Source organism: Marinobacter sp. X15-166B, assembly GCF_001752365.1.
Classification (GTDB): domain Bacteria; phylum Pseudomonadota; class Gammaproteobacteria; order Pseudomonadales; family Oleiphilaceae; genus Marinobacter.
Genome location: NZ_MEIY01000001.1, coordinates 2,284,736 through 2,308,551, shown reverse-complemented (window position 1 = coordinate 2,308,551; position 23,816 = coordinate 2,284,736). Strand labels below are relative to the sequence as shown.

Annotated in this window: 19 protein-coding genes and 1 pseudogene; 2 read left to right on the top strand and 18 right to left on the bottom strand. The window is 60.7% G+C overall.

What is annotated here, in order from left to right; translation table 11 throughout:
- Positions 1-13: 13 nt before the first annotated feature.
- Genes mazG through cysM form a run of 4 tightly spaced genes read right to left on the bottom strand, consistent with a single transcriptional unit; the run spans position 14 to position 5,379 of the window.
- Positions 14-859 carry a nucleoside triphosphate pyrophosphohydrolase gene (gene mazG / locus BG841_RS10905; RefSeq protein WP_070057684.1) on the bottom strand — a complete coding sequence of 282 codons (846 nt, stop codon included), beginning with the start codon at positions 857-859 and terminating at the stop codon, positions 14-16.
- On the bottom strand, positions 856-3,093 hold the full coding sequence (gene relA / locus BG841_RS10900; RefSeq protein ID WP_070057683.1) for a GTP diphosphokinase: 2,238 nt from the start codon (positions 3,091-3,093) through the stop codon (positions 856-858). The genes mazG and relA overlap by 4 nt, the downstream gene beginning before the upstream one ends.
- A 21-nt stretch (positions 3,094-3,114) precedes the next feature.
- Positions 3,115-4,455 carry a 23S rRNA (uracil(1939)-C(5))-methyltransferase RlmD gene (gene rlmD, locus BG841_RS10895; protein ID WP_070057682.1) on the bottom strand — a complete coding sequence of 447 codons (1,341 nt, stop codon included), beginning with the start codon at positions 4,453-4,455 and terminating at the stop codon, positions 3,115-3,117.
- Positions 4,456-4,485: 30 nt separating this feature from the next.
- A complete protein-coding gene (gene cysM / locus BG841_RS10890) occupies positions 4,486-5,379 on the bottom strand; it encodes a cysteine synthase CysM (protein WP_070057681.1) in 894 nt (297 codons plus the stop codon).
- Between the two features lie 248 nt (positions 5,380-5,627).
- On the opposite strand from cysM, the gene BG841_RS10885 reads away from it, so the two are divergent.
- Positions 5,628-8,516 carry an ATP-binding protein gene (locus BG841_RS10885; protein ID WP_070057680.1) on the top strand — a complete coding sequence of 963 codons (2,889 nt, stop codon included), beginning with the start codon at positions 5,628-5,630 and terminating at the stop codon, positions 8,514-8,516.
- 5 nt (positions 8,517-8,521) lie between these two features.
- Here the strand turns inward: BG841_RS10885 and pdxJ are convergent, their stop codons facing one another.
- The 14 genes and pseudogenes from pdxJ to rpoE form a co-directional block, all read right to left on the bottom strand.
- Positions 8,522-9,256 carry a pyridoxine 5'-phosphate synthase gene (gene pdxJ / locus BG841_RS10880; RefSeq protein ID WP_070057679.1) on the bottom strand — a complete coding sequence of 245 codons (735 nt, stop codon included), beginning with the start codon at positions 9,254-9,256 and terminating at the stop codon, positions 8,522-8,524.
- Between the two features lie 10 nt (positions 9,257-9,266).
- Positions 9,267-9,974: a DNA repair protein RecO gene (gene recO, locus BG841_RS10875; protein ID WP_070057678.1), complete on the bottom strand. Its 708-nt coding sequence runs from the start codon at positions 9,972-9,974 to the stop codon at positions 9,267-9,269.
- A gap of 12 nt (positions 9,975-9,986) precedes the next feature.
- The gene (era, locus tag BG841_RS10870; RefSeq protein ID WP_070057677.1) at positions 9,987-10,904 is read right to left on the bottom strand and encodes a GTPase Era; all 918 of its coding nucleotides are present in this window, start codon (positions 10,902-10,904) and stop codon (positions 9,987-9,989) included.
- On the bottom strand, positions 10,904-11,593 hold the full coding sequence (gene rnc, locus BG841_RS10865) for a ribonuclease III (protein ID WP_070057676.1): 690 nt from the start codon (positions 11,591-11,593) through the stop codon (positions 10,904-10,906). Before rnc ends, era begins: the two co-directional genes overlap by 1 nt.
- Complete coding sequence (locus BG841_RS10860) at positions 11,590-11,979, bottom strand: DUF4845 domain-containing protein (RefSeq protein ID WP_070057675.1); 390 nt, start codon at positions 11,977-11,979, stop codon at positions 11,590-11,592. Before BG841_RS10860 ends, rnc begins: the two co-directional genes overlap by 4 nt.
- A gap of 27 nt (positions 11,980-12,006) precedes the next feature.
- Complete coding sequence (gene lepB / locus BG841_RS10855) at positions 12,007-12,798, bottom strand: signal peptidase I (RefSeq protein WP_070057674.1); 792 nt, start codon at positions 12,796-12,798, stop codon at positions 12,007-12,009.
- A 10-nt stretch (positions 12,799-12,808) separates the two neighbouring features.
- Positions 12,809-14,611 (bottom strand): translation elongation factor 4, encoded by a 1,803-nt coding sequence (lepA, locus tag BG841_RS10850; RefSeq protein WP_070057673.1) that lies wholly within the window; start codon positions 14,609-14,611, stop codon positions 12,809-12,811.
- A 146-nt stretch (positions 14,612-14,757) separates the two neighbouring features.
- The gene (locus BG841_RS17410) at positions 14,758-15,804 is read right to left on the bottom strand and encodes a putative bifunctional diguanylate cyclase/phosphodiesterase (protein WP_265733887.1); all 1,047 of its coding nucleotides are present in this window, start codon (positions 15,802-15,804) and stop codon (positions 14,758-14,760) included.
- A gap of 82 nt (positions 15,805-15,886) precedes the next feature.
- Positions 15,887-17,329, bottom strand: a pseudogene (locus BG841_RS17405) (CHASE domain-containing protein); the annotation flags it as partial.
- A 335-nt stretch (positions 17,330-17,664) separates the two neighbouring features.
- A complete protein-coding gene (locus BG841_RS10840) occupies positions 17,665-19,122 on the bottom strand; it encodes a DegQ family serine endoprotease (RefSeq protein ID WP_083260245.1) in 1,458 nt (485 codons plus the stop codon).
- 61 nt (positions 19,123-19,183) lie between these two features.
- The gene (locus BG841_RS10835; RefSeq protein WP_070057672.1) at positions 19,184-19,645 is read right to left on the bottom strand and encodes a SoxR reducing system RseC family protein; all 462 of its coding nucleotides are present in this window, start codon (positions 19,643-19,645) and stop codon (positions 19,184-19,186) included.
- Positions 19,642-20,664 carry a MucB/RseB C-terminal domain-containing protein gene (locus tag BG841_RS10830; protein WP_416202629.1) on the bottom strand — a complete coding sequence of 341 codons (1,023 nt, stop codon included), beginning with the start codon at positions 20,662-20,664 and terminating at the stop codon, positions 19,642-19,644. Before BG841_RS10830 ends, BG841_RS10835 begins: the two co-directional genes overlap by 4 nt.
- An 11-nt stretch (positions 20,665-20,675) precedes the next feature.
- Entirely contained in the window at positions 20,676-21,218 is a 543-nt protein-coding gene (locus BG841_RS10825) for a sigma-E factor negative regulatory protein (RefSeq protein WP_070057671.1), read from the bottom strand.
- A 44-nt stretch (positions 21,219-21,262) separates the two neighbouring features.
- Positions 21,263-21,874, bottom strand: coding sequence for an RNA polymerase sigma factor RpoE (rpoE, locus tag BG841_RS10820; RefSeq protein ID WP_141737086.1), 612 nt, complete (start codon positions 21,872-21,874; stop codon positions 21,263-21,265).
- Positions 21,875-22,159: 285 nt separating this feature from the next.
- Between rpoE and nadB the strand changes: the two genes are divergently transcribed.
- Entirely contained in the window at positions 22,160-23,764 is a 1,605-nt protein-coding gene (gene nadB, locus BG841_RS10815; RefSeq protein WP_198929182.1) for an L-aspartate oxidase, read from the top strand.
- The last annotated feature ends 52 nt before the right edge of the window (positions 23,765-23,816 follow it).

The following is a 23,816-nucleotide window of genomic DNA, read 5'->3' as shown; positions in this document are numbered from 1 at the left end:
CACAGGTCCTGCACTAGCTGTTTTCCACACCCTTCACAGCTTGCCAAATGCGATCCAGGGCCTCCAGGGGTTCTTCTTCCATGGTGCGGCCCTCCGCCGCCAGTCGTTGTTCGATGGCGCGGAATCTGGCTTCAAACTTGCGGTTGGTCCGCTGCAGCGCCTGTTCGGGGTTCACGTTCATGAACCGCGCCAGGTTGACGCAGACGAACAACAAGTCGCCCAGTTCATCTTCCACCGCCTCCTGCTTGGCCGGATCGCGGCCGGCTTCGGTCAGCGCCTGTTTCAGCTCTTCGGTTTCTTCATGCAGCTTGTCGAATACCGGCCCCACATCGGGCCAGTCAAACCCGGCTTGCGCCGCCCGCCGCTGCAGTTTTTCGGCGCGGGTCATGGCTGGCAAGCTGGCGGCTATGCCCTCCAGACGACTGGGGGGAGCGCTGTGTCCGGCCCGGTCGCCCGCCCGGCGTTCCTGGTCTTTGATCCGCTCCCAGTTCTGCCTGATTTCTGCTTCATCGGGGCGCTGACCGGCATCCACCTCGCTCTCCAGGGTGCCCGCAGGAAACACGTGGGGGTGGCGGCGGATAAGTTTGCGCACCAGCTGATCGACTATGCTGTCGAAATCAAAATGCCCCTGTTCGCGCCCCAACTCACCGTAAAAAACCACCTGAAACAGCAGATCCCCCAGTTCTTCCTCCAGATGGGGGTAATCTTCCCGGGCAATGGCATCGGCAACCTCGTAGGCCTCTTCCAGGGTGTGCGGTGCGATGCTGTGGAAGGTCTGTTGGAGATCCCAGGGACAGCCGGTGTCGGGATTGCGCAGACGCGCCATCAGGTACTTCAACTGCTCAAGGGAATAAGTCATCCTCGTTTCCGTCTGACGTCCAGTATGTTGGACAGGTTACGAATGTGCGCCAGCAACCGCGCCAGTTGTTCCAGACTGCTGATTTCCACGGTCACCACAATGGTGGCGATGTTGTCGTCCTTGTTGGTCAGGGTGTTCAGTGCCAGCACATTGCTTTTGGAGTTGGTCAGGACCTGGGTGATGTCCCGCAGCAACCCGGAGCGGTCGTAGGCCTCGATCTCGATGTCCACCGGGTACACAGATTCCGGTTTCCCCCCCCAGCTCACCTCAATGATGCGATTGGGCTCGACATCTTCCAGATTGAGAAAGGTGATGCAGTCCTGACGGTGCACGGTCACGCCGCGTCCCACGGTGATGTAACCACCGATGGCATCCCCCGGCAAGGGTTTGCAACACTTGGCCACCTGGGTTTTCAGCTTGCCCACTCCCTGGATCTGGATGTCCGACTCGGTGTCGTAGGGTTTGTCGCGCTTGCTCACCAGTTTGAGTGGTTGCCGGGCGTCCTCCGGCTCCAGCAACTGCTGGGCGTGATTGATCACCTGCGTGGGCCGCAGATCGCCGGCGCCGATGGCGGCATACATGTCGTCAGCGGACTCGAAATTGACCTTGCGCGCCAGCTTGCCCATGGCCACACCATGCAGTGACAGGCGCTTGAGTTCATCCTCCAGAATCGCCCGGCCATCGGCAACGTTGCGGTCACGGTCCTGCAGTTTGAACCACTGGGCAACCTTGTTCCGGGTGCGGGCCGAATGGATATACCCGAGACTCGGGTTCAACCAGTCGCGACTGGGAGCCGGTTTGTTGGTGGTCAGTACGAACACCTGATCACCGGTTTTCAAGGTGTAGGTCAAAGGCACAATGCGGCCATTTACCCGGGCGCCTCGACAGGCATGCCCCACCTCGGTATGCACCCGATACGCAAAATCCACGGGTGTGGCCCCCTGGGGCAGATCCACCACATGCCCTTCCGGCGTGAACACGTACACCCGGTCGGCAATGATTTCCGACTTGCGCTGGTCGTCCAGCCCCGACAGGTCGCCCAGGTCTTCCTGCCACTCCAGCACCTGGCGCAGCCAATTGATTTTGGCATCGTAGCCGGTGGAGCGGTTACCCTTGTCGGTGCCCTTGTAGATCCAGTGGGAACACACCCCCAACTCGGCTTCTTCGTGCATCTTATGGGTGCGGATCTGCACCTCCATGACCTTGCCTTCCGGCCCCACCACGGCGGTGTGCAGCGACTGGTACCCATTTTCCTTGGGGCTGGCGATGTAGTCGTCGAACTCGTTGGGGATGTGGGGCCACAGGCCATGCACAATGCCCAGCGCGCTGTAACAGTCACGCAGCTCGGGCACCAGAATCCGCACCGCGCGGATGTCGTAGACTTCAGAAAAATCGATATTCTTTTTGCGCATTTTGCGCCAGATGCTGTAAATGTGTTTGGCGCGTCCGGACACTTCGCCGCTGATACCGGCCTGTTCCAGTTCTTCGGTCAAAGACTCCAGAACCCGGCGAATGTAACTTTCCCGGTCCAGCCGTTTTTCATCGATCAGGCGGGCAATCTTCTTGTACGCAGACTCGTGCAGATAACGGAACGACAGATCCTCCAGCTCCCATTTGATGTGGCCGATGCCCAGCCGGTGGGCCAGGGGCGCATAGATGTCGAACACTTCCTTGGCGACGCGCATGCGTTTGTCCGCCGGCACATTCTTCACCGCCCGAATGGCGCAGGTGCGCTCCGCCAGTTTGATCAGCGCTACCCGCACGTCATCAATCATGGTGACCAGCATCTTGCGCACATTGTCCAACTGGCCTTCACTCTGACCCAGCACACTGCCCTGAAACGGGTGATGCAGGGTCGAAATGGCGGCCATTTGCAGCACCCCGCCAATCAGGCGGGCCACTTCGTCGCCGAATTCCGCATGAATCTCCGTCAGCGGCACGCGCTCTTCGCGCACCGAGCGGTAAAGTATGGCGGCGATCAGACTGGCCTGGTCAAGCCGCAGTTCCGCGAGCACCTGCGCCATCTCCAGACCGGTTCTGAAACTGCTGGCGCCCGGTGCCCACAGGCGGTCCTCCCGCACCGCTTGCTGATCGATGCGTTCCGCTTTTTCACAGGCACGGCGCAACTCGAAGGCATCCTCGACCTGGGTTAGCGACTCAATCTGTCGCACCCAGCGGTCAATATCCACCTCGCCGTCACTGGTCAGCAAGTAATCTTCGCGAACTTTTACCATAGCGCTCTAATCTGGGTGGTCTTATGGTTCGATGCGTTCAAATACGGCGATGGACTCCACATGGGTGGTGTGGGGGAACATATCCATCACCCCGGTACGCACCATGCGATACCCGTTTTTGACCATTACCCCGGCGTCTCTGGCCAGGGTGGCCGGGTTGCAGGACACGTACACAATCCGCTGGGCGCCAAACGCGACCAGATACTCACACACTTCTTCTGCGCCCGAACGGGGCGGATCGATGAGTATCTTATCGAAGCCCTCGGCGGCCCAGGGCTCGGCGGTAAAATCCCCCTGCAGATTGGCCCCGTAAAAGCGCACATTGTCGATGCCGTTCAGGGTGGCGTTTTCTTTGCCACGGACCACCATGGCCTCATCGCCTTCCACCCCCACCACCTGGCCGCCCTTGCGGGCCAGCGGCAAGGTGAAATTACCCAGCCCACAGAACAGATCCAGCACCCGCTCACCCGGCTGCACATCCAGCCAGTCGACCGCGCGGGCCACCATCCGGCGATTGATATCGGCGTTCACCTGGGTGAAATCCATGGGGTGGAATTTCATGGTCAGATCGAACTCCGGCAAGCGGAAACTCAGCCGTTCTTCGCCTTGCTGCGGCCAGATGCGGTGCACCGTATCGGGGCCTTTGGGCTGCAGGTAAATGTGCAGGTCGTGCTGCTCACCGAAGGCCTCCAGAATGGCCTGATCGGCGTCGCTCAGAGGATCCAGATTGCGGAACACCAGCGCCGCTTCGTCGTCTCCGCAGGCCACTTCAATCTGTGCAATGCGCTGATAGGCCGCCAGACTGTGCACCACCTCCCGCAAGGCGGTGATGCGCTCGCCAATACGCGGATCCAGGACAATGCATCGATCGATGTCCGTCAGAAAGCTGTTGCGTTTTTCCCGGAAGCCCACCAGCACCGACTCCCGTTTGGTCACATAGCGCACCCCCAGCCGCGCCTTGCGCCGGTAGCCCAGGGTGTCGGAGCGCATGGGTGCCACCCATTCCTGCGGCTCAATGCCGCCGAAGTGCGCCAGATGCTGCTTCAGGGTGTCTTCCTTGAACGCCACCTGGGCATCGTTGCTCATGTGCTGCAGACTGCAGCCGCCGCACAGGTCGGCAAACTCACAGGGCGGCGCAATGCGATCGGAGGCCGGCTGCTGCACCTCCAGAGTGCGCAACTCATCGAATTTTCGGCGGCTGCCCACCACCTTGGCCGTAACCGTTTCGCCCGGCAAGGCCCCATCAACGAACTGTATCTTGCCATCATCCTGATGGGCGATGCCCCGGCCGTCATGGCTCAGTCGTTCGATCACGCACGATACCGGTTCGGTGGGCAGGGCTTTTCTGCGTCTTCTACTCATAACCTTGTCTGTCTCTGTCTGTGGCCCGTGTCAGGCGTCTGAAAACACGCCGGTCGAAAGGTAGCGGTCGCCCCGGTCACAAATAATGGCGACGATCACGGCATTTTCAACGCGGCGCGATATCTGCAAGGCACCGGCGATGGCGCCGCCGGAGGACACCCCGCAAAAAATACCTTCTTCCCGGGCCAGCGCTTTCATGGTGTCCTCGGCCTCCTGCTGGCCAAGATCGATCACCTGGTCCACCTGGCCGGGGTCGAAAATGGCCGGCAGATAGGCTTCCGGCCAGCGGCGGATTCCCGGTATCGAGGCCCCGTCCCGGGGCTGCAAACCGATGATCCGCACATCGGGGTTGCGCTCTTTGAGGTACTTCGACACCCCCATGATGGTGCCGGTGGTGCCCATGGAGCTGACAAAATGGGTGATGCGCCCTTCGGTCTGCGCCCAGATCTCCGGCCCGGTGGTGCGATAGTGGGACAGGGGATTATCCGGGTTGCTGAACTGATCGAGCACCACACCCTCGCCCCGTTGTTGCATCTGCAGGGCCAGATCCCGGGCGCCCTCCATACCCTCTTCCTGTGTGACCGTGACCAGTTCAGCCCCGTACGCGCGCATGGAGGCACGTCGTTCTTCACTCATGTTGCCCGGCATGATCAAGATCATACGGTAGCCTTTGATCGCCGCCGCCATGGCCAGGGCGATACCGGTATTCCCGCTGGTGGCTTCGATCAGGGTATCACCCGGGCGGATGTCACCCCGGCGCTCGGCTTCCTGAATCATGCCCAGGGCCGGGCGGTCTTTGACCGAACCGGCAGGATTGTTGCCTTCCAGCTTGGCCAGTATGATGTTGCTGGTGTCCCCGGGCAGCCGCTGCAACCGCACCAGCGGGGTATGCCCTACGTAGTCTTCAATTGTCGGAAATTGCATATCAGGGTTCGCTCCTGTCCACTATGCCTGCAGACGTCTGATCGCCAGTTCAGTAGAATGCCTGTGCTACACTCTGGCTGTGCATCATACGCGCAACGGCCCCGGTGTCCCAATGCAGCCTGCTGCTATTACCATGACTGCCAGCTATATCCCCGGTTCCCGGTGCGCCGATATGTCCGGGTTAACAGGGACGACGGCCGGACTGGCGTGCGTGGCCCGGGCACCCTCTTGATCACAGGTTCATCATAATGCGTCGCTGGGGAATTAGAAAAAAAATACTGGTGGTGTCCTTGGCACCTACCCTGCTCACGACGATTGTGCTTGGGCTGTTTTTCACCTATAGCTGGATCAGTGATATCGAGCGTCTGTTGCACGATCGCGGCCACTCCCTGTCCCGGCAGCTGTCGTCCGCGGCCGAGTTCGGGTTACTGACCGGCGACCGCCGGCTGCTCAAGAACCTGTCCAATGCCTTGCTGGAAGAACCCGACGTGCACTCGGTTACCTTTTACGGTGCGCGGCAGCAGCGGTTGCTGCACAGCGGTGCGCCGGCGGCCGCGAAACTGTCCGCCCAGGTGTTCGACCAGGTAGAGGCCAGCCACTGGCACCTGCCCGGCAGCACCCAGTTTGTAGTGCCGGTGTTCGCCCAGGACCTGCTGCTTGACACCGCCGGGGGGCAAGGGACCAGCGCCGGGGCGCAAGAGCCGCTCGGCTGGGTGGCGATGGAAATGTCCCACCTGCGCACCGAAAAAGAAACCTATAAGGCCCTGCTGATTTCGTTGTTACTGGTGGTCACCGGGGTGCTGATCAGCCTGCTGCTGGTCATGCGCTTGAGCCGGGCGTTCATCAACCCGGTGCTTGAGTTGAACAAGGCGATCGCACTGCTGAAAGAAGGTCAACTGGCCACCCGGGTGTACACCCGCGCCGGCCCCGAATTCGAACAACTGGAATCGGGACTCAACGCCATGGCCGAGAAGCTGAGCAAAGCCCGGGCTGAAATGCAGCAGAACGTGGAACAGGCCACCGAAGACCTGCGGGAAACCCTGGAAACCATTGAAATCCAGAACATCGAGTTGGATCTGGCGCGCAAGGAAGCCCTGGAAGCCAGCCGGATCAAGTCCGAATTCCTGGCCAACATGTCCCATGAAATCCGCACCCCGCTGAATGGCATCATCGGGTTTACCGAATTACTGCTGAGAAGCCCACTGCCCCGCCAGCAACGGGATCACCTCAACACCATCCGCAAGTCGTCGGAAATTCTGTTAACCATCATCAATGACATTCTCGATTTCTCGAAAATCGAAGCCGGCAAACTGATCCTCGACCGGGTGCCTTACCAGCTGCGCGATATCATCGAAGAGGTGATGTCCATGCTGGCACCCGCCGCCCACCACAAGAATCTTGACCTGGTTCCGCTGGTCTACAATGACGTACCGGACAACGTGCTGGGCGACCCGCTGCGGGTCAAACAGGTGATCACCAACCTGGTGAACAACGCCATCAAATTTACCCAGACCGGCGAGGTGGTGTTGCGCGCCAGTCTGGACAGCGACGGCGATGCAGACGGCCAACCCGACGCCGTTGACAGCCACCGGGTAACCCTGCGCATCAGCATTACCGACTCCGGCGTGGGCTTGTCACGGGCGCAACAGCAATCGTTGTTCAACGCCTTCAGCCAGGCCGATGCGTCAACCGCCCGGCAATACGGTGGCACCGGCCTGGGTCTGGCAATTTCCAAACGGCTGGTAGAAGAGATGGGGGGCACCATTGGCCTGGAGAGCGAACTGGGCAAAGGTTCGACCTTCTGGTTCACCCTCACCTGCGATCTCTCCGCCAAACGCGACGCCCCGCCGTCCCGGGACGCGTTGCAGGGCGAACGGGTGATATATCTGGAACTGCAGCGGACCACCGGACTGGCGGTTGAGCATCTGCTGAACAATTGGGGGCTGGTGGTCGACTCCGTTAAATCACCTGAAGAACTGCTGGAACGGGTAGCCTTGGCACAACAGCAACAGGCGGGGTATGCGCTGGCGCTGATCGGCTTAACCCGCCATCTGGTAAATTCCAGCCAGTACGCCAAGCTGGTGCGCACCCTGGAGCTGGAGCACGACTGCCGCACCCTGACCCTGACCCCCACTCCGGATTCGCATGACTCACCGCTGACGGATCTGGCCAGCGGTCACATCATCAAACCGGTCTGCCGGGATGCCTTTTACGATGAACTGCTGTTCTTGATCCGGGGTGTTGGCTACAACGCCTACCCGGCACCCGGTCCCTCGCGCTGGGAGCGGCCAGAAACGGATCCCACCCCGCGGGTACTGGCGGTCGACGACAATGACGCCAATCTGAAACTGATCCTGACGCTGCTGGATGACAACCGGATTCGCACGGAGGGCGCCACCAGCGGTTTTGAAGCGCTGAGCAAGGCGCGCAGCAAGCCGTTCGATCTGATTTTCATGGATCTGCAAATGCCCGGCATGGACGGCGTGGAGACCACCGCCCGCCTCCGGCAGCTGGACGACCACACCCACCGGACACCGATCATCGCGCTCACGGCGCACGCGCTGGCGGACGAACAGGACCTTCTGAGGCAGCAGGGGTTCGACGGCTATATGGCCAAACCCATCGACAGCCGACAGCTGATGAGCATCATCCGTGAGCACACCGGCTACACCGCACCCCGGCTGCCGGAGCCGGATGCCCCGGAAATTTTTACCGTGCGGGATACCCGTGGCGAAGTGCGCCCGTCCGCCAGGCAATTGCAACCCGGCTGTGTCGATCTGGACGAAAGCGTCCGCCTTGCCGCAGGCAAGACGGATCTGGCGGAAGAGTTGCTCAGCATGCTGCTGGAACAACTGGCGACCGACCGGGAGCAGATTGCCAGCGACTGGCAACACGGCCGCCTTGATGCCCTGCTCGAACGGGTTCACAAACTCCATGGCGGAACCCGCTATTGCGGGGTACCGGAATTGCGGGCGGCCGCCGAACAACTGGAATCGGGGCTAAAGCGCTCAGCTCCGGATCTCGGGACACTGATCGATACGCTGCTCGCGGCGATGGAACGGGTGCAACGATGGAGCGAGCAAACCGACTGGCAGTCCCGGTTGCGCGCCCACTCCACCGATAACCAGACGAATTAGCGCCCTCAGTTGCGGGCGTTATCCAGAATGGCGCGCATATCCCTGACCGCTTCGTTCAATCCGGTAAATACGGCGCGCGCCACAATGGCGTGCCCGATGTTGAGTTCATTGATTCCGGGTATGGCGGCAATCCGCTGGGTATTGTGATAATGCAGGCCATGGCCGGCATTGACGATCAGCCCCTGAGAGCGGGCATAGGCGACTGCCTCGGCGATCGCCTGAAATGCCTTTTCCACCGCGTCAACGCTCTCGGCCGCTGCGTACTCGCCGGTATGCAGCTCGATCACCGGGGCCCCGCAACGCACCGCCGCATCAATCTGTGCAGGATCCGGGTCAACGAACAGGGACACTTCTGCTCCTATAGCCGCCATCCGGGCACAGGCTTTGGTCACCCGCGCTTCCTGGCCGATCACATCCAGCCCGCCTTCGGTGGTCAGTTCTTCGCGGGTTTCAGGAACCAGACAGACACACTGGGGGCGTATTTCTTCGGCGAAGGTCAGCATCTCCTCGGTAACCGCCATTTCCAGATTCATTTTGGTGTTGATCGTTTCTTTCAGCAGCCGGACATCACGATCCTGAATGTGACGACGGTCTTCCCGGGGATGAATGGTGATACCATCCGCGCCGGCTTCCTCGGCCACCAGGGCAGCCTGTACCGGATCAGGATAGCGGGTGCCCCGCGCCTGTCTCAGGGTAGCAACATGATCCACATTCACGCCGAGTAACACTCTGGAACTCATGAACTTCTCCTTAACGTTGACGGAACAGGGTACGGCTGTTCAAAGGCCGCCCCTGTAGCAAATAATCCACCAGCACGCGCATGACGCGCTTGGCCACACGCCGGCTGTCCAATGAAACTGGTTCGCCCGCCGCCAGGGCCTGCAGTGCCTTGCCGGGCAGGTCGGTGAGCGGGGTCTGTGCTTGAGGTAATTGCAGGATGCCCTGTTCGGGGTGGTAACCGTAGCTAAGGCCGGCCGCCACCGGGCGACCGGTGTCGGTTGCGCGCCCCCAGTCGAAACCGTAACCGAGTGCAATGGCGAAAGCCATTTCAAACTGCCGCAACACCGGTTCCACGTCCAGGGCCTCGGACAGAGCGGTCAAGGCCTCGATGTAAGCCGCGAACAGCTCCTGATGAGGGTCACCTGCGGGCAACACCCGCTGCAACAGCTCATTCAGATACAGTCCACTGTACAACGACAGAGTTCTGGTTAATCCGGGGCCCTGGCGGATCTCGGCGTGTGTCAGGTTTTTCAGGTCACCGCGCCCCCGCCAGTCGAGCAGCAGCGGCTGAAAGGGCTGCAACTGGGCTTTCAACGGGCTTTTCTGGCTGTTGCCGTTGCGGGCTACGAGGCTCAGACGGCCGTAATTCAAGGAAAACACGTCGACCAGCAAGCCGGTCTCCCGGTACGGCCGCCGGTGCAACACGTACGCGGGTTCCTGCTGCACCGCCGTGCTCATGGCAGACGCACCTCAGAAATCGTTCATACCCAGGCTTTTCAGCGCGCGCTCACTGTCCGCCCAGCCCCGCTTGACCTTGACCCACAACCGCAGCATGACTTTGGTATCGAACATGCGTTCCATGTCTGCCCGCGCCTCCTGGCCAATACTGCGCAGCCGCTCGCCCTTGTCGCCAATCACGATCTTCTTCTGTCCGTCCCGCTCCACCAGAATCAACGCCGAAATGTGCAGGACCTTGTCCTTGTGACGGAACTCTTCGATTTCGACCGCGATGGAATAGGGCAATTCGGCCCCCAGCTGGCGGGTGATTTTTTCGCGCACCATTTCCGCCGCCAGAAAGCGCTCGGTGCGGTCGGTGATCTGGTCGTCCGGATAAAAATGGATGCTCTGCGGCAAGAACCGGCTGACGGCGGTCTCCAGGGCGTCCAGATTCGCACCTTTCAGCGCGGACAGGGGAATGATCTCGGCAAATTCCATTTTTTTGGACAGCATGTCCAGGTGCGGCAGCAGTGCGTTCTTGTTGTCCAGTTGGTCCACTTTGTTGACCGCGAGAATAACCGGACAGCCCGCCCGCTGCAGTTTTTCCAGCACCAGCTCGTCGCCCGTCGTCCAGCTGGTCTGGTCCACCACAAAAATGGCCACATCCACGTCCACCAGCGCGGCGCTGGCAGCCTTGTTCATCACCCGGTTCAGCGCGCGCGGTTCGTCTTCATGCATGCCGGGGGTATCTACGTACACCGCCTGCACCGCCCCCTCGGTCTTGATACCCAATACCTGATGGCGGGTGGTTTGCGGCTTGCGCGAGGTGATGCTCAGTTTCTGCCCGAGAATGTGGTTCAGCAAAGTCGATTTGCCCACGTTCGGTCGCCCGACAATGGCCACAAAGCCGCAGCGGCTGTCCGGGTTGGCAGGCTGGGTAATATCCGTCATCAGTCGTTCTCCACACCAAGGGCCTGCAATGCGGCCTGCGCAGCTTGCTGCTCCGCGATTCGCCGGCTGCATCCGACCCCTTCGGTTTTTCGGTCAAGGGATGATAAGGCACAAGAGACATGAAATGTCTGGGCGTGTGCTTCGCCCTCTACGGAAACAACCTCATACTGAGGCAGTGGAAATTGCCGCGACTGCAAATATTCCTGCAAGCGGGTTTTCGGATCTTTCTGGGTGTCCTGAATATTGAGCTTTTGCAGACGAGGCTTGAACCAGCGCATCACCTGTTCGCGACAGGTGTAAAAATCACTGTCCAGATAGATGGCGCCGATAATGGCTTCCACCGTATCCGCGAGGATGGACTCGCGGCGGAAGCCGCCGCTCTTCATCTCGCCGGAGCCAAGGCGCAGGTACCGGCCTAAGTCGAACTCGCGCCCGATCTCCGCCAGGGTAACCCCTTTAACCATGCGCGCCCGCAAGCGACTCAACTGGCCTTCTTTGGCCTGTTCAAACTGCAGGAACAGATGTTCCGCAATGACCATATTCACAATCGAATCGCCCAGAAATTCCAGCCGCTCGTTGTTACGGTTACCGTAACTGCGATGGGTCAGCGCCAGAAGCAAATGCTCCGGGTTGCTGAACTGGTAACCAAGCCGTTGCTGCAGCTGTTTCAGATCTGGTTTCGAATTCACTTGCCGGTTATCTCGTATTCGTGATTAAAGCTGACCACCGCATCGACATTGCGGAACAGATTGGTGCTGGTTGCGTAGTCGACCTTGATGCGCACCACCTGGCCGTCTTTATCAATGGTGATGGCGTTGGCATCGAGTTGTCGCACGTTGTTCACACCCAACCGTTTATTGATGACACTGCGCACTTCCGCAGGCCCCATGGCCGCCAGCCCCTGCGTGCCGTCGAGCCCTTCAAAAATTTCCTGGATGGTCAGGTCATCCATATATATGGGCCCCAACTTGATGAGCAGTGCCAGCAGGCTGCCAAAAAACAGCACAAATACCAGCATGGTAAGACCCGATGCGCCCCGTTGCCTGGCCATTGCCGGCAGTGTGTTTTTAGTCATGTTGTATGCACACCCATGTAGCCATTGTTATTGTATTGCGCCCGCCCGCTTGAAACTGGGCAGACTGGTGAATGAATCCCAGTGCATCCAGATGGCAAACGCCTTGCCGACGACCAGTTCGTCGGCCACCGTGCCCCAGAAGCGACTGTCGTTGCTGTTATCCCGATTATCACCCATAACGAAGTACTCGCCTTGCGGGATCACCCACTCCCCTTCACCGACGCCACTGCGGCCACCCAGAGTAACAAAGATATCGTGTTCGGCTGCGCCCAGTTGTTCACGTTTCAGGACCACCGGCGGCAATCTGGCGACAAACCGGCTTTCCACCGGCTCGCCGTTGATGTACAGGGTCTTGTTGCGATAGCGGACGTGATCCCCGGGCAAACCAATCACCCGCTTGATGTAATTGGTTTTGCCGTCTTCCGGATACTTGAACACCATGACGTCTCCGCGCTCCGGATCGCCCAGGGGCACCACCTTGGTACCGATCACCGGCAAGCGCAGCCCATAGGAAAACTTGTTCACCAGAATAAAGTCCCCGACTTCCAGGGTGGGCAACATGGAGCCGGAGGGGATCTGAAAGGGCTCCAGCAAAAACGAGCGCAGCACCAGCACAATGGCCAGTACCGGGAAAAACGAACGGCTCAGCTCCACCAGATAGGGCTCGGTTACCTCATTGCCGTCGGCGCCGGCCGACCCCGCCTCGGCGGCCGCCCTGGCACCCTGCCGTCGACTGCGGAATAAAACGGAATCGGCCAGCCACACCAGACCGGTCGCAAAGGTCAGAACGACCAGTATCAGGGGAAAATCGATGTCCATTCGAGGGGCCTTAGTTATCCACTTTCAATACAGCAAGAAACGCTTCCTGGGGCACTTCGACGTTGCCGAGTTGCTTCATGCGCTTTTTACCTTCTTTCTGCTTTTGCAGCAGTTTTTTCTTCCGGCTGACGTCGCCGCCGTAACACTTGGCGGTGACGTTCTTGCGCAGCGCCTTCACGGTTACCCGGGAAATCACCTGGGTCCCGATGGCAGCCTGGATGGCAATGTCGAACATCTGACGGGGAATCAGCTCGCGCATTTTTTCGACCAGGGTACGCCCCCGCTGCTTGGCCACGTCACGGTGGACAATCAACGCCAGCGCGTCCACCCGCTCCTGATTGATCAACACGTCCAGCCGCACCAGATTGGCCTCCTGGAAGCGGACAAAGTGGTAATCCAACGAGGCAAAGCCACGGCTGGCGGATTTGACCCGGTCGAAGAAGTCCAGCACCACCTCCGCCATGGGAATTTCGTAGGACAGCTGCACCTGGGTGGCCATGAAGTGCATGCTTTTCTGCACACCGCGTTTCTGTTCACACAACGCGATGACGTTACCCAGGTGCTCCTGGGGCACCAGTATATTGGCCTGCACGATGGGCTCGCGCATCTCCTCGATGGAGCCGACATCCGGGAGCCGGGACGGGTTATCCACCCGCAGGGTCTCACCCTGTTTGGTGATCACCTCATAGATGACCGTCGGCGCGGTGGTGATCAGATCCAGATCGTACTCCCGCTCCAGCCGCTCCTGAATGATTTCCATGTGCAGCATGCCCAGAAAGCCGCACCGGAACCCAAACCCGAGGGCGTCCGAGGTTTCCGGTTCAAAAAACAGCGAGGCATCGTTCAGGGTCAGTTTATCGAGGGCGTCGCGGAAATCGTCGTAATCTTCCGAACTCACCGGGAACATGCCTGCGTAGACCTGCGGCTGTATCTGTTTGAACCCGGGCAGCATCGGCGTCTCTTCCGCCAGTTTCTGACTGACGATGGTGTCACCCACCGGCGCACCATGAATGTCTTTGATGCCCGCCACCACAAAACCCACTTCGCCGACGGTCAGAATGTCGGTGTCCGTCGCTTTCGGGGTGAAGATCCCGACCTTATCGGCACTCCACGCCCGGTTGGTGGATTTGATCACGATCCGCTCGCCCTTTCTGAGCGTGCCCTGTTTGACCCGGACCAAAGACACCACCCCCAGATAATTATCAAACCAGGAGTCGATGATCAGCGCCTGCAAGGGCGCGTCCGGATCGCCTTCGGGTGGGGGTATGCGTTTGATCAGATCTTCCAGGACGTCGTCGACGCCCAGACCGCTCTTGGCACTGCAGCGCACCGCATCGGAGGCTTCAATGCCGATGATGTCTTCAATTTCCTGCGCGACCCGTTCCGGCTCAGCCTGGGGCAGGTCCATTTTATTCAGCACCGGCACCACTTCCAGCCCCTGGTCCAGCGCGGTGTAACAGTTGGCCACGGATTGCGCCTCGACCCCCTGCCCCGCATCCACCACCAGCAAGGCCCCTTCGCAGGCGGACAGGGAGCGGGACACCTCGTAGGAAAAATCCACGTGACCCGGGGTGTCGATAAAGTTGAGTTTGTACTCGATCCCGTCTTTGGCCTGATAGTTCAGGGTGACGCACTGGGCCTTGATGGTGATACCACGCTCACGTTCCAGATCCATGGAGTCCAGCACCTGCTGGGCCATTTCCCGCTCGCTGAGACCGCCACAGGTCTGGATAAAACGGTCGGCCAGCGTGGATTTACCATGATCGATGTGGGCAATGATTGAAAAATTACGAATTCGGCTCAGTTCAGTCACGGACTATGGGTACTCGCGTAAGGCAAAGGATTCGGGCCCGAACGGCAGGAAAGACGGCGATTCGGGTATAAGGCTGTTCGGAGCTGCTGACACCGGTCAGCGCGCAATGCGGTGATTTTAACGGTTGTCGCCCCTCATTGCCATGATCAGGGTATGAGGGGTCGCTCATATTGACGAACCAGAAACCCGATCAGGGCCTCTTCACTCAACGGATAGCTGTACAAATTCCCCTGACACTGGGTACAACCCGCTGATTTGAGGAAACTTACCTGCTGGGTGGTTTCCACGCCTTCGGCAACCACCGTCAGACGCAGCTTTCTTGCCAGCGCAATCACCGCCGCGGTCACGTCGGTGGCACTGACGTCGTAGGGTATATCGCGAATGAAGCGCTGGTCGATCTTGACGGCACTGAAGGGTAGCTTCTGCAGCGCCGATGGCGAGCAGTCGCCCACGCCAAAATCCGCAAGAATCAGCCGCACCCCGATATCCCGCAGGGCTCCCAGCAGTTCCTGCAGCAGGCGCGGTTCCTCCGCCAGTATCGCGCCCGGCACTTCCACTTCCAGCCGCTGGGGCGACAGTCCGGTTTCCGCGATCACCCGCCGGAACCTGTCCACAAACCCGCTGGCCATGACCTGCCGCACCGAAAAACTGACCGCGATGCTCAAGGTCTCGAAGCCGGCTCGCTCCAAAGCCTGGATCTGGATGCAGGCCTGGCGCAAGCCAATTTCCACCAATCGCAACACCAGCCCGGATTCTTCGGCCAGATGAATAAACTGCTGCGCGGACATCAGCCCCTTTTCCGGGTGCTGCCAGCGGAGAAAGGCCGCCACCCCCACCACTTGACCGGTCGCCAGTTCAATCTTTGGCTGGTAGTGGAGAATGAGGTGGTCCGCATCAAGTGCGCTGACCAATTCCTCATACTGCAACAGGCGCCAGGCCGCCCTGGCGTTCAGGGTTGGAGTGAAAAACTGCACATTGTTGCGCCCCGCCTCTTTGGCCCGGTACATGGCCAGATCGGCGTATCTCATCAGTACGCCCGGCTCACCGCTGTCCGCAGGGATCATGGTGACCCCGATGCTGACTGTCACGCCGACGGTGTGGTCGTTCAGGCGGATGCGCTGGCGCAACCGCTGCAACAGCGAGTCCGCCAGCTGCGCGGCGGCGTCCGGACCGTCCGTGGAGGCCAGCAGCACCGCGAACTCGTCCCCCCCCCAACCGAGCAACCGCGCCCTCGTCACGCACACATTCGACCAACCACCGGGCAACCTGCCTGAGCAACTCATCACCCGCATCGTGGCCCAGGGTGTCGTTAACGCGTTTAAAACGATCAAGATCGAGAAACATCAGTGCCGCCGGTTTACAGCGGTGTTTGCTGTTGGTGACGGTGTGCCGCAAACGTTCCCGGAAATGCTCACGGTTGGGCAAGCCCGTAAGGGGGTCGTAATAGACCAGTTGGTGCAATTGTTCCCGGGCCGCTTGGAGCTCGGTCTGATCACGCAGATTCAGCACCACCCCATTGACGCCGGGCACCTCAAGCATCGCGGTGAAGCTGCCTTCCATCTCACGCCAGCCACCACTGGCATCCAGGACCCGGATTGTGTGGGCGGGGGCCGGGTGACCGGGCGCAGCTTTGGCGGCGGCAAATCCGGCCTGCACTTGCGGCCAGTCGTCCTGGTGCACGAACTGTTCCAGGTCCAGAGCAGGGAGGTCTGCGGCGCCAACGCCAAGAACGGTCTCACTGTTGGAACTCGCGTACCTGGGCCGCCCACGGCTATCCAGAACCAGGGTAGTGCTGGCGGTCCCCTCGGTGACCGCCCGGTAACGCCCCGCGCTCATCTGTGCCAGCAGCCGCGAGCGTATCAGCACCAGGGTAAAGGCGAACAGAAGCAGGGCGATCGCCACCCCGGCAACCAGGACAATCGCCGGCCGCGGGTCGGAAGCCAGGTAATCAAAGGCAGGGGTGGAACGGGTTTGCAGCAACCAGCTACGCCCGCCCTGGGTAATGCGCTGACTCTTCTGGAAGCTGTAGATGCCATCCAGGGAGCCCAGATTCGAGGCGTACATCAGGGCGTCCCGGTCGACCAGATCACCGTCGTAGATGCGCACGTCGAGAAAGGGGGACATCAGCCCGACAATGCCGTCCAGCAAGTTGTTGGTTCTGAAGACGCTGAACACGAACCCTTTGAGCCGTTTTCGGCGCTCTGCCAGTTCCGCCGGCACGCCCCCGCCTTCGTAGACCGGCGTAAACATGAAAAAGCTGGGCTGATCTCCGGTAAACGCTTCCTGAATCAGCACCAGCTTGCTGGTAACCGCAGGCATGCCCGTGTCCCGGGCCCGTTCCATCGCCTCCCGGCAGACCGGTTCATGGAGCGCATCGTACCCCTGCGCCTGCCGGTTCATCCCCGCCTCCGGTTCCAGAAACACCATCGGGAAATACTCCGCCTGCCGCCCCAGAGGGGTGACCCGATACTCCGGTAGCTGCTGACTGCGTGCCCACGCGGTGTGCGCAGGGACATGCGCTGCCGGCACGCGGACGGCGTAACCGATACCCTGGATGCCCGGGTAGTAACGCTGGATATCCACACTGGTTATGTAGTCCCGCCACGTCGCCCGGGTGACCTCCCCCGCCACGGCAAACAGCCCTGTAGCGCCCGCCAGCACCTGCTCATAGTTGAGCAAGCGCTCTTCAATGGCCGTTTTTAGCTGCAGGGATTCCATCTGGAAACGGGCTTCGGTGCGCTCTTCCACGAGACGCACGGACACATGCCAGAGCACACCGGTCGCAACCAGACCGCCAACAAGCACCAGCCAGGCAAGCCAGGCGTGGCGCAACTGCAGCAATTGCGGCAGGGGGACACCCTTAGAATGCATCATGGTGATCAGTCCGATCGATGGCCGGTTTGCAAGCGAATGCCCACGCCTGACGGCCAGCCGGAGTTTGTTATTGAGTATGCAAAATATAACAAAAGCCCGGCAAACTCTAGCCGTCAGCGGCTGAGATTGCCGGGCTTTGCAGGCCGCCCAGGGCCGGGCGCCTGATACTCCTGCTCAATTTAGGGCTTCATCACCAGGTAGATCGCCTGTCCCTGACGCACCACCCTGACCGGAATGGCTTTGCCCTTTGGCAGCGAAGCCGCTATGTCATTGAACTGGGAGACCGACTGGACACTTTGCCGGTTCAGCTCGGTAATCACGTCGTTCGGGCGGATCCCCGCCTGCAGAGCCGGTCCCTGGGCCACGCCGGTGACCAGCACCCCGCCCTCCAGGTTGAGTGCGTCTTTCTGCTCAGCGGTCAGAGGTCCCACCTTCAGCCCCAGCGGGGTGCTCGCCGACGGTGCCGGACTGCCCGCCGCCACTTGTGCCCCGTCGTCTTCCGGCAGCCGGCCGATCACCACGTCCAGTTTCATCCGCTTGCCATCGCGGAGGATGGTCAGGGTGGCGGCTTCGTCAACCGGCGTGCGGCCGACCTTGGGCGGCAAATCGGACGACAGACTGATTTCTTCGCCGTCATAGCTGAGAACAATATCGCCACTTCTGAGACCGGCCTTTTGTGCCGGTGAGCCCGCCAGGACCTCCGCGATCAGCGCGCCCCGCGGACGCTTGAGACCGAAGGATTCGGCCAGGTCCCGGTTAACCTCCTGAATCAGTACGCCGAGCCAGCCGCGGGCCACGGTGCCGTGATCGCGGATCTGGCGAAACACATTCATCGCATCGTCCATGGGAATGGCGAAAGAGACGCCCATAAACCCACCGGAACGGGTGTATATCTGCGAATTAATACCAATTACCTCGCCATCCAGATTGAACAGCGGCCCCCCCGAGTTTCCGGGGTTGATGGCGACATCTGTCTGAATGAAGGGCACGTAGTTTTCACTGGGCAGGGAACGTCCTACAGCACTGATGATGCCGGCAGTGACGGTGTGATCAAACCCGAAGGGCGAACCAATGGCGAACACCCACTGCCCCGGGCGCAGCTGACTGGAACGGCCGATTTTCACCACCGGCAAGTCTTCGCTGTGTTCAATTTTCAACACCGCAAGATCCGAGCGCGGGTCGGTTCCCACCAGCTTGGCCATCAATTCCCGCCGGTCGCTCAAGCGCACCACAATCTCATCCGCACCGTCAATCACGTGGTTGTTGGTGAGCACGTAGCCATCCGCGGAGACAATGAATCCCGACCCCATGGAACGCATCGGCTCAGGGCGGGATTCTGGCCCCCGCCGGCCGAAGGGCGCTTGTGGTCCCCGGAAAAAGTCCTGGAAAAACTCCGGCAACTGCTCCAGTTGGCGGTCGCTGAACGGCGATCCACCCGCCCGGCCCGAACGTTGCTGGGTGGTGCTGATGTTGACCACAGCACCGGAGTTTTGCTCCACCAACGCGGTGAAATCCGGTAATTCTCTGGCGGCGGCCGCCTGCAGGCTGAATAACGCCACCAGCAGCACCGCGGCGGCCCCTCTGACCCGCGCGGTTACCGAGTGACCCGTTATACGGTTACTGGGTACTTTCTGCATCGCGAACTCCCTAGCTTTTGTTTCAGAGCCTTATATATTGTGCTCGCAAAAATATTTCAACTCAGCCGCCAGCCGGATGCACGGTCGCCCCGGCCGGCGGGTGCACCGCAACCAGTTCCGGCGCATAGTGGCGCCCGCCCCGGTGGCTGTGCACACGGGCCCCGGCAAACCCCGCCGCCAATCCCAACGCCGCGCCACCTACGGCCACCCATTCGCTCTGCGGTGCCAGCCAGTGCCCCAGCGCCGTCCCTGCGACCAGCAACCCCAGGGGCAAGGCATACACCCAGACGGAGGCACTGAGCAGTGCCGCTTCGGCAATGGCAAGGGTAACTTCGTCGCCCAACCGGGCACCCAGGGTGTTGTTCACCAGAACCTGGTCGGCTTTGCCGCCACTGACACCGGCCAGCACCCGCTGGCCACACCCCGACCGCACCGCACAGGACTGACAGGCGCTCTGGCGTATGGTTTGCACCCAGACCTTGTCCGCCTCTACAGCCACCACGCGCCCTGTTTCGGTAATCACTGCACCCCCTCCTGGAACACCGCGACGTCTTCAATAGCAACCGATTCCGCCACCTGCATCGCCGTTTCCGGCGGAATCTCGCCGACCACGGTGACCAGAAAGCCGGTGCCGGCGGTCTGCAGGCTTCGCATGTACGCCGTGGTCGCCCCGATACGTGAGGCCCCGGTGGGCATGGCCAACTGGCCGACCGACTCGACAAACACGGAAAATGCCGCCAGCCCGTCTGAAAAGGCCACCGCCTGCGAACTGGCCGCACGGGGGGTAGCTGCGGGCATGAACCCTTCCGGCTGCCAGCCCAGAGTCCAGCCGGTCATCCGTGGCGCGAGGGACCGGGCGGGTTGGTCCAGCTGGCGCTTCTGTACTTCGCGGCCCGCGGACTGTACTTCAAATTCACTGTCCGGCAACTGGTCGACAATCTCCAGTTGGGTAAACTGGAAACTTTCCAGCACCTCGCCGGTGCGCGACCGTACGTAACTTTTGACCAGCAACCCGGTTTGTTTTTCCAGCCACAACTGATAACTGTAACGGTGCGGATCCTTGGCTTTCAGGGCGATCACCACGGTCTGATGCCCGGCGACCCGCCCCTCGCCCTGCAACTGTGGCTGATACCACCGGTTCACCGGGGTCAGCTGACGGGAAAAGGCTTCCGCAAACGGCCCGGAAGGAATCACTTCATCAAGCTGAATGTGGCCATGATCAGGCAACACACACACCACGCGCATGCCCTTGCGGACGATTTCACCATTGGCGCCGTCCTGCTGCACCAGCCGCTCTTCTACCTGCCCCTGGTGATAACGGTGGGCGACCTGCATGGTGTTGACCCGGTCACCCCGCGCATACACAAACACGCCCCGGTAAGTGGTCATGTTCAACGCCGGAGCCAGTCGTGCCAGCCACTGCTCCGCAGAGAGAGCGGTACCGTCGGCGGCCTGCAGCGGGGCAACAGCCAACAGCATCAGGGCGGCCATACCAACGCCGCGGAACACCCGCAGCAGACCATGCAACCGGTTCACTGACATATCCACCGACTCTAATCCCCTGGGCCGGATACGCTGGCCAGGCGCGCGTAGCCCAGCGCGCCCCGACCGGCCCCGACGCTGTTGTGTTGGGCATGCTCCAGCAAATAGCGGCTAAGGTGTTCCCATTGCTGCTCGTCCAGACCTTGCAGGGCGACTTCCGGCACCACCGTGGCCGCCGGCGGCCCTGACACCGCCACCATGGCATCGGAACCGGCCCCCTGCCAGTCCACCCCCAAACCGACGCCAGCCGCCACACCGACCACGATCATGGCAACCGCAGACCAGTACCAGTGTCGCCGCGGACGCGGTGCTGCCACGGGCGCCCCCGGTGCCTCCCGGCCCTGTCCGTCAATAGCCTCTCGCACCGGGCGCGTCACATCCCTCACCGGGTCTGCGAGCGCGCCATCCTGCATCAGGTCCCTGATTTGCTGCCAGCGTTGCCACTGTTCACGGACTTTCGCCTGGTCGCTGTAGCTGAGCACACGGCGCACACACAGCTCGTCGGCATGATCGTCCATCATCGCCGACAGTGTTTCTTTAAGACGATCATCCATAAAAACCCACCTCATTCACATCCAAATTTGCGTCGTACATGGTGTCAGCCCCCCGCCAGCAGCGGTCCCAGGCGACGATCCACAAAATCACGGGCGCGAAAGATCCGGGAACGCACAGTGCCTATCGGGCACTCCAGAATTTGGGCAATGTCGTCGTAACTCAGACCGTCGTATTCGCGCAGCAAAAACGCCGACCTGAGTTCTTCCGGCAGGCTGACGATCGCCTCCTGCAGCGCCTTGTGCAACTGATCCCGTTGCATCAGCCGCTCTGGTGAGGCGTTGTCCCGCAACCGCACACCGTCGTCGTAGTGTTCGGCGTCTTCAGCATCCGCACTGGGGTTGGGGCGCCGGCCCCGGGAGTCGAGAAAGTTTTTTGCGGTGTTGACCGCGATCCGATACAGCCAGGTGTAAAACGCACTGTCGCCACGAAAACGGTCGATCGCCCGGTAGGCTTTGATAAAGGTTTCCTGAGTCAGATCGAGCACTTCCTGGTTGTCATACACGTAACGGCTGACAATGGAGCCTACCCGTGACTGGTATTTGATCACCAACAGATCGAACGCAGATTTTTCGCCACGCTGCGCTCTGCGGACCAGTTGCATGTCCGTCTGACTGTCCGAAGCCCTGTCAGTAAGCGGATCCGTTTCCGAGGCCATAGATAAGTTGCCGGGGTTCACAGAGTTGGACGCCGGCGGAGGGGCCGGGCATCGTAGTAGTTGCGCCATGCGATTGTCAGTTCCAAGTAGCAGAGAGTGCTCCGTGTGAGCCCTGGTGTCTTTACTGGACCAATCAGATGTCTCGCTCCGCCGCGTCACTTGCGCGGCTTTTCCACTGGTCTCGACAGGGTGTCTGATCGGTCACCTACCCGTCCTGGCAAATAGACAGCAAGCGCAAAGTTTAGTTCAATACAGCCTTACATTATGGCCTGCGATACCGACCCGATGCCACACTCACACGAATACGACGTTCTCATCATCGGCAGCGGCGCTGCCGGCCTTACCGTGGCGCTCAATCTGCCGTCCCATTTACGCATAGCCGTTATCAGTAAAGCCGATATCAGCAGCGGTGCAACCCTCTGGGCACAAGGCGGGATCGCCGCGGTGCTGGATAACGAGGACTCGGTTGAAAACCACATCCAGGACACCCTGGTTTCCGGCGGCGGTCTCTGCCATGAAGACGCGGTGCGTTTTACCGTTGAAAACGCCCGCACCAGCGTGGAATGGCTGATCGACCGCGGCGTCAGCTTCACCCGCGACGAGCATGAACAGCTCCACCTGACCCGCGAAGGGGGGCACAGCCACAGACGCATCATTCATGCCGCGGATGCCACCGGTCAGGCGGTTTCGCTCACCCTCACCGACCAGGCGGCCAGCCGCCCGAACATCAGCTTGCTGTCCCAGCGGGTGGCGGTCGACCTGATCACCAACCGCAAACTCTCCCTGCCGGGTAACCGCTGTGTGGGGGCCTACGTCCTCAACCTGACAGATAATCACGTGGAATTATTCCGTGCCCGGTTTACCGTGATTGCCACCGGCGGTGCCAGTAAAGCCTACCGGTATACCACCAATCCCGACGGCGCCTCCGGCGACGGCATCGCCATGGCCTGGCGCGCCGGCTGCCGGGTCGCCAACATGGAGTTCAACCAGTTCCACCCCACCTGCCTGTATCACCCCCATGCCAAGTCGTTTCTGATCAGCGAGGCGGTGCGCGGGGAAGGCGGCCATTTACTGTTGCCGGACGGCCACCGGTTTATGGACCAGTTTGACCGGCGGGCCGAACTGGCCCCCCGGGATATCGTCGCCCGTGCCATCGACCACGAAATGAAACGCCTGGGGGCGGACCACCTGTTGCTGGACATCAGCCACAAACCGGCCGGCTTTGTACGCCGGCACTTCCCGACCATCCATGAGAAATGCCTGGCATACGGCATCGACATCACCCGCGAGCCCATCCCGGTGGTGCCCGCAGCGCACTACACCTGCGGCGGCGTCATTACCGACAAACGGGCCCGCACCGACATCAGTCAATTGTATGTGGTGGGCGAAGCCGCCTTCACCGGCCTCCACGGCGCCAACCGCATGGCCAGCAACTCGCTGCTGGAATGCCTGGTATACGGGCGCGCCGCCGCCGCAGACATCACCCGCCGGGAGTCCGACATACCCCCGGTACCGGCGGTGCCGGACTGGGACGAATCACAGGTACGCGACTCGGATGAAGACGTGGTGATCTCCCACAACTGGGATGAATTGCGACACTTCATGTGGGACTATGTAGGCATTGTCCGTACCACCAAGCGGTTGCAACGGGCCAAGCACCGGGTAGACTTGCTGGCACAGGAAATTGCAGAGTTTTACAGCAACTACCGAGTGAGCAATGACCTGCTGGAATTGCGCAACCTCGTCACCGTTGCCGACCTGATCATCTGCTCGGCGCTGCAACGCCGTGAAAGCCGCGGGCTGCATTACACCCTGGATTACCCCGGGCAGACAAGCGACCCTAAAGACACCGTGCTGGTGCCGACCAATTACCGAACGCCGTTATCCTGAGGCTGACGAACTGACCGCCAGCCCCGGTCCCCTGACAACTGATGAGAACCTG

Coding starts and splice junctions, on each gene's coding strand:
- mazG (WP_070057684.1), bottom strand. CDS start 859: ATGACTTATTCCCTTGAGCAGTTGAAGTACCTGATGGCGCGTCTGCGC.
- relA (WP_070057683.1), bottom strand. CDS start 3,093: ATGGTAAAAGTTCGCGAAGATTACTTGCTGACCAGTGACGGCGAGGTG.
- rlmD (WP_070057682.1), bottom strand. CDS start 4,455: ATGAGTAGAAGACGCAGAAAAGCCCTGCCCACCGAACCGGTATCGTGC.
- cysM (WP_070057681.1), bottom strand. CDS start 5,379: ATGCAATTTCCGACAATTGAAGACTACGTAGGGCATACCCCGCTGGTG.
- BG841_RS10885 (WP_070057680.1), top strand. CDS start 5,628: ATGCGTCGCTGGGGAATTAGAAAAAAAATACTGGTGGTGTCCTTGGCA.
- pdxJ (WP_070057679.1), bottom strand. CDS start 9,256: ATGAGTTCCAGAGTGTTACTCGGCGTGAATGTGGATCATGTTGCTACC.
- recO (WP_070057678.1), bottom strand. CDS start 9,974: ATGAGCACGGCGGTGCAGCAGGAACCCGCGTACGTGTTGCACCGGCGG.
- era (WP_070057677.1), bottom strand. CDS start 10,904: ATGACGGATATTACCCAGCCTGCCAACCCGGACAGCCGCTGCGGCTTT.
- BG841_RS10860 (WP_070057675.1), bottom strand. CDS start 11,979: ATGACTAAAAACACACTGCCGGCAATGGCCAGGCAACGGGGCGCATCG.
- lepB (WP_070057674.1), bottom strand. CDS start 12,798: ATGGACATCGATTTTCCCCTGATACTGGTCGTTCTGACCTTTGCGACC.
- BG841_RS10840 (WP_083260245.1), bottom strand. CDS start 19,122: ATGCAGAAAGTACCCAGTAACCGTATAACGGGTCACTCGGTAACCGCG.
- BG841_RS10830 (WP_416202629.1), bottom strand. CDS start 20,664: ATGTCAGTGAACCGGTTGCATGGTCTGCTGCGGGTGTTCCGCGGCGTT.
- BG841_RS10825 (WP_070057671.1), bottom strand. CDS start 21,218: ATGGATGATCGTCTTAAAGAAACACTGTCGGCGATGATGGACGATCAT.
- rpoE (WP_141737086.1), bottom strand. CDS start 21,874: ATGGCCTCGGAAACGGATCCGCTTACTGACAGGGCTTCGGACAGTCAG.
- nadB (WP_198929182.1), top strand. CDS start 22,160: ATGCCACACTCACACGAATACGACGTTCTCATCATCGGCAGCGGCGCT.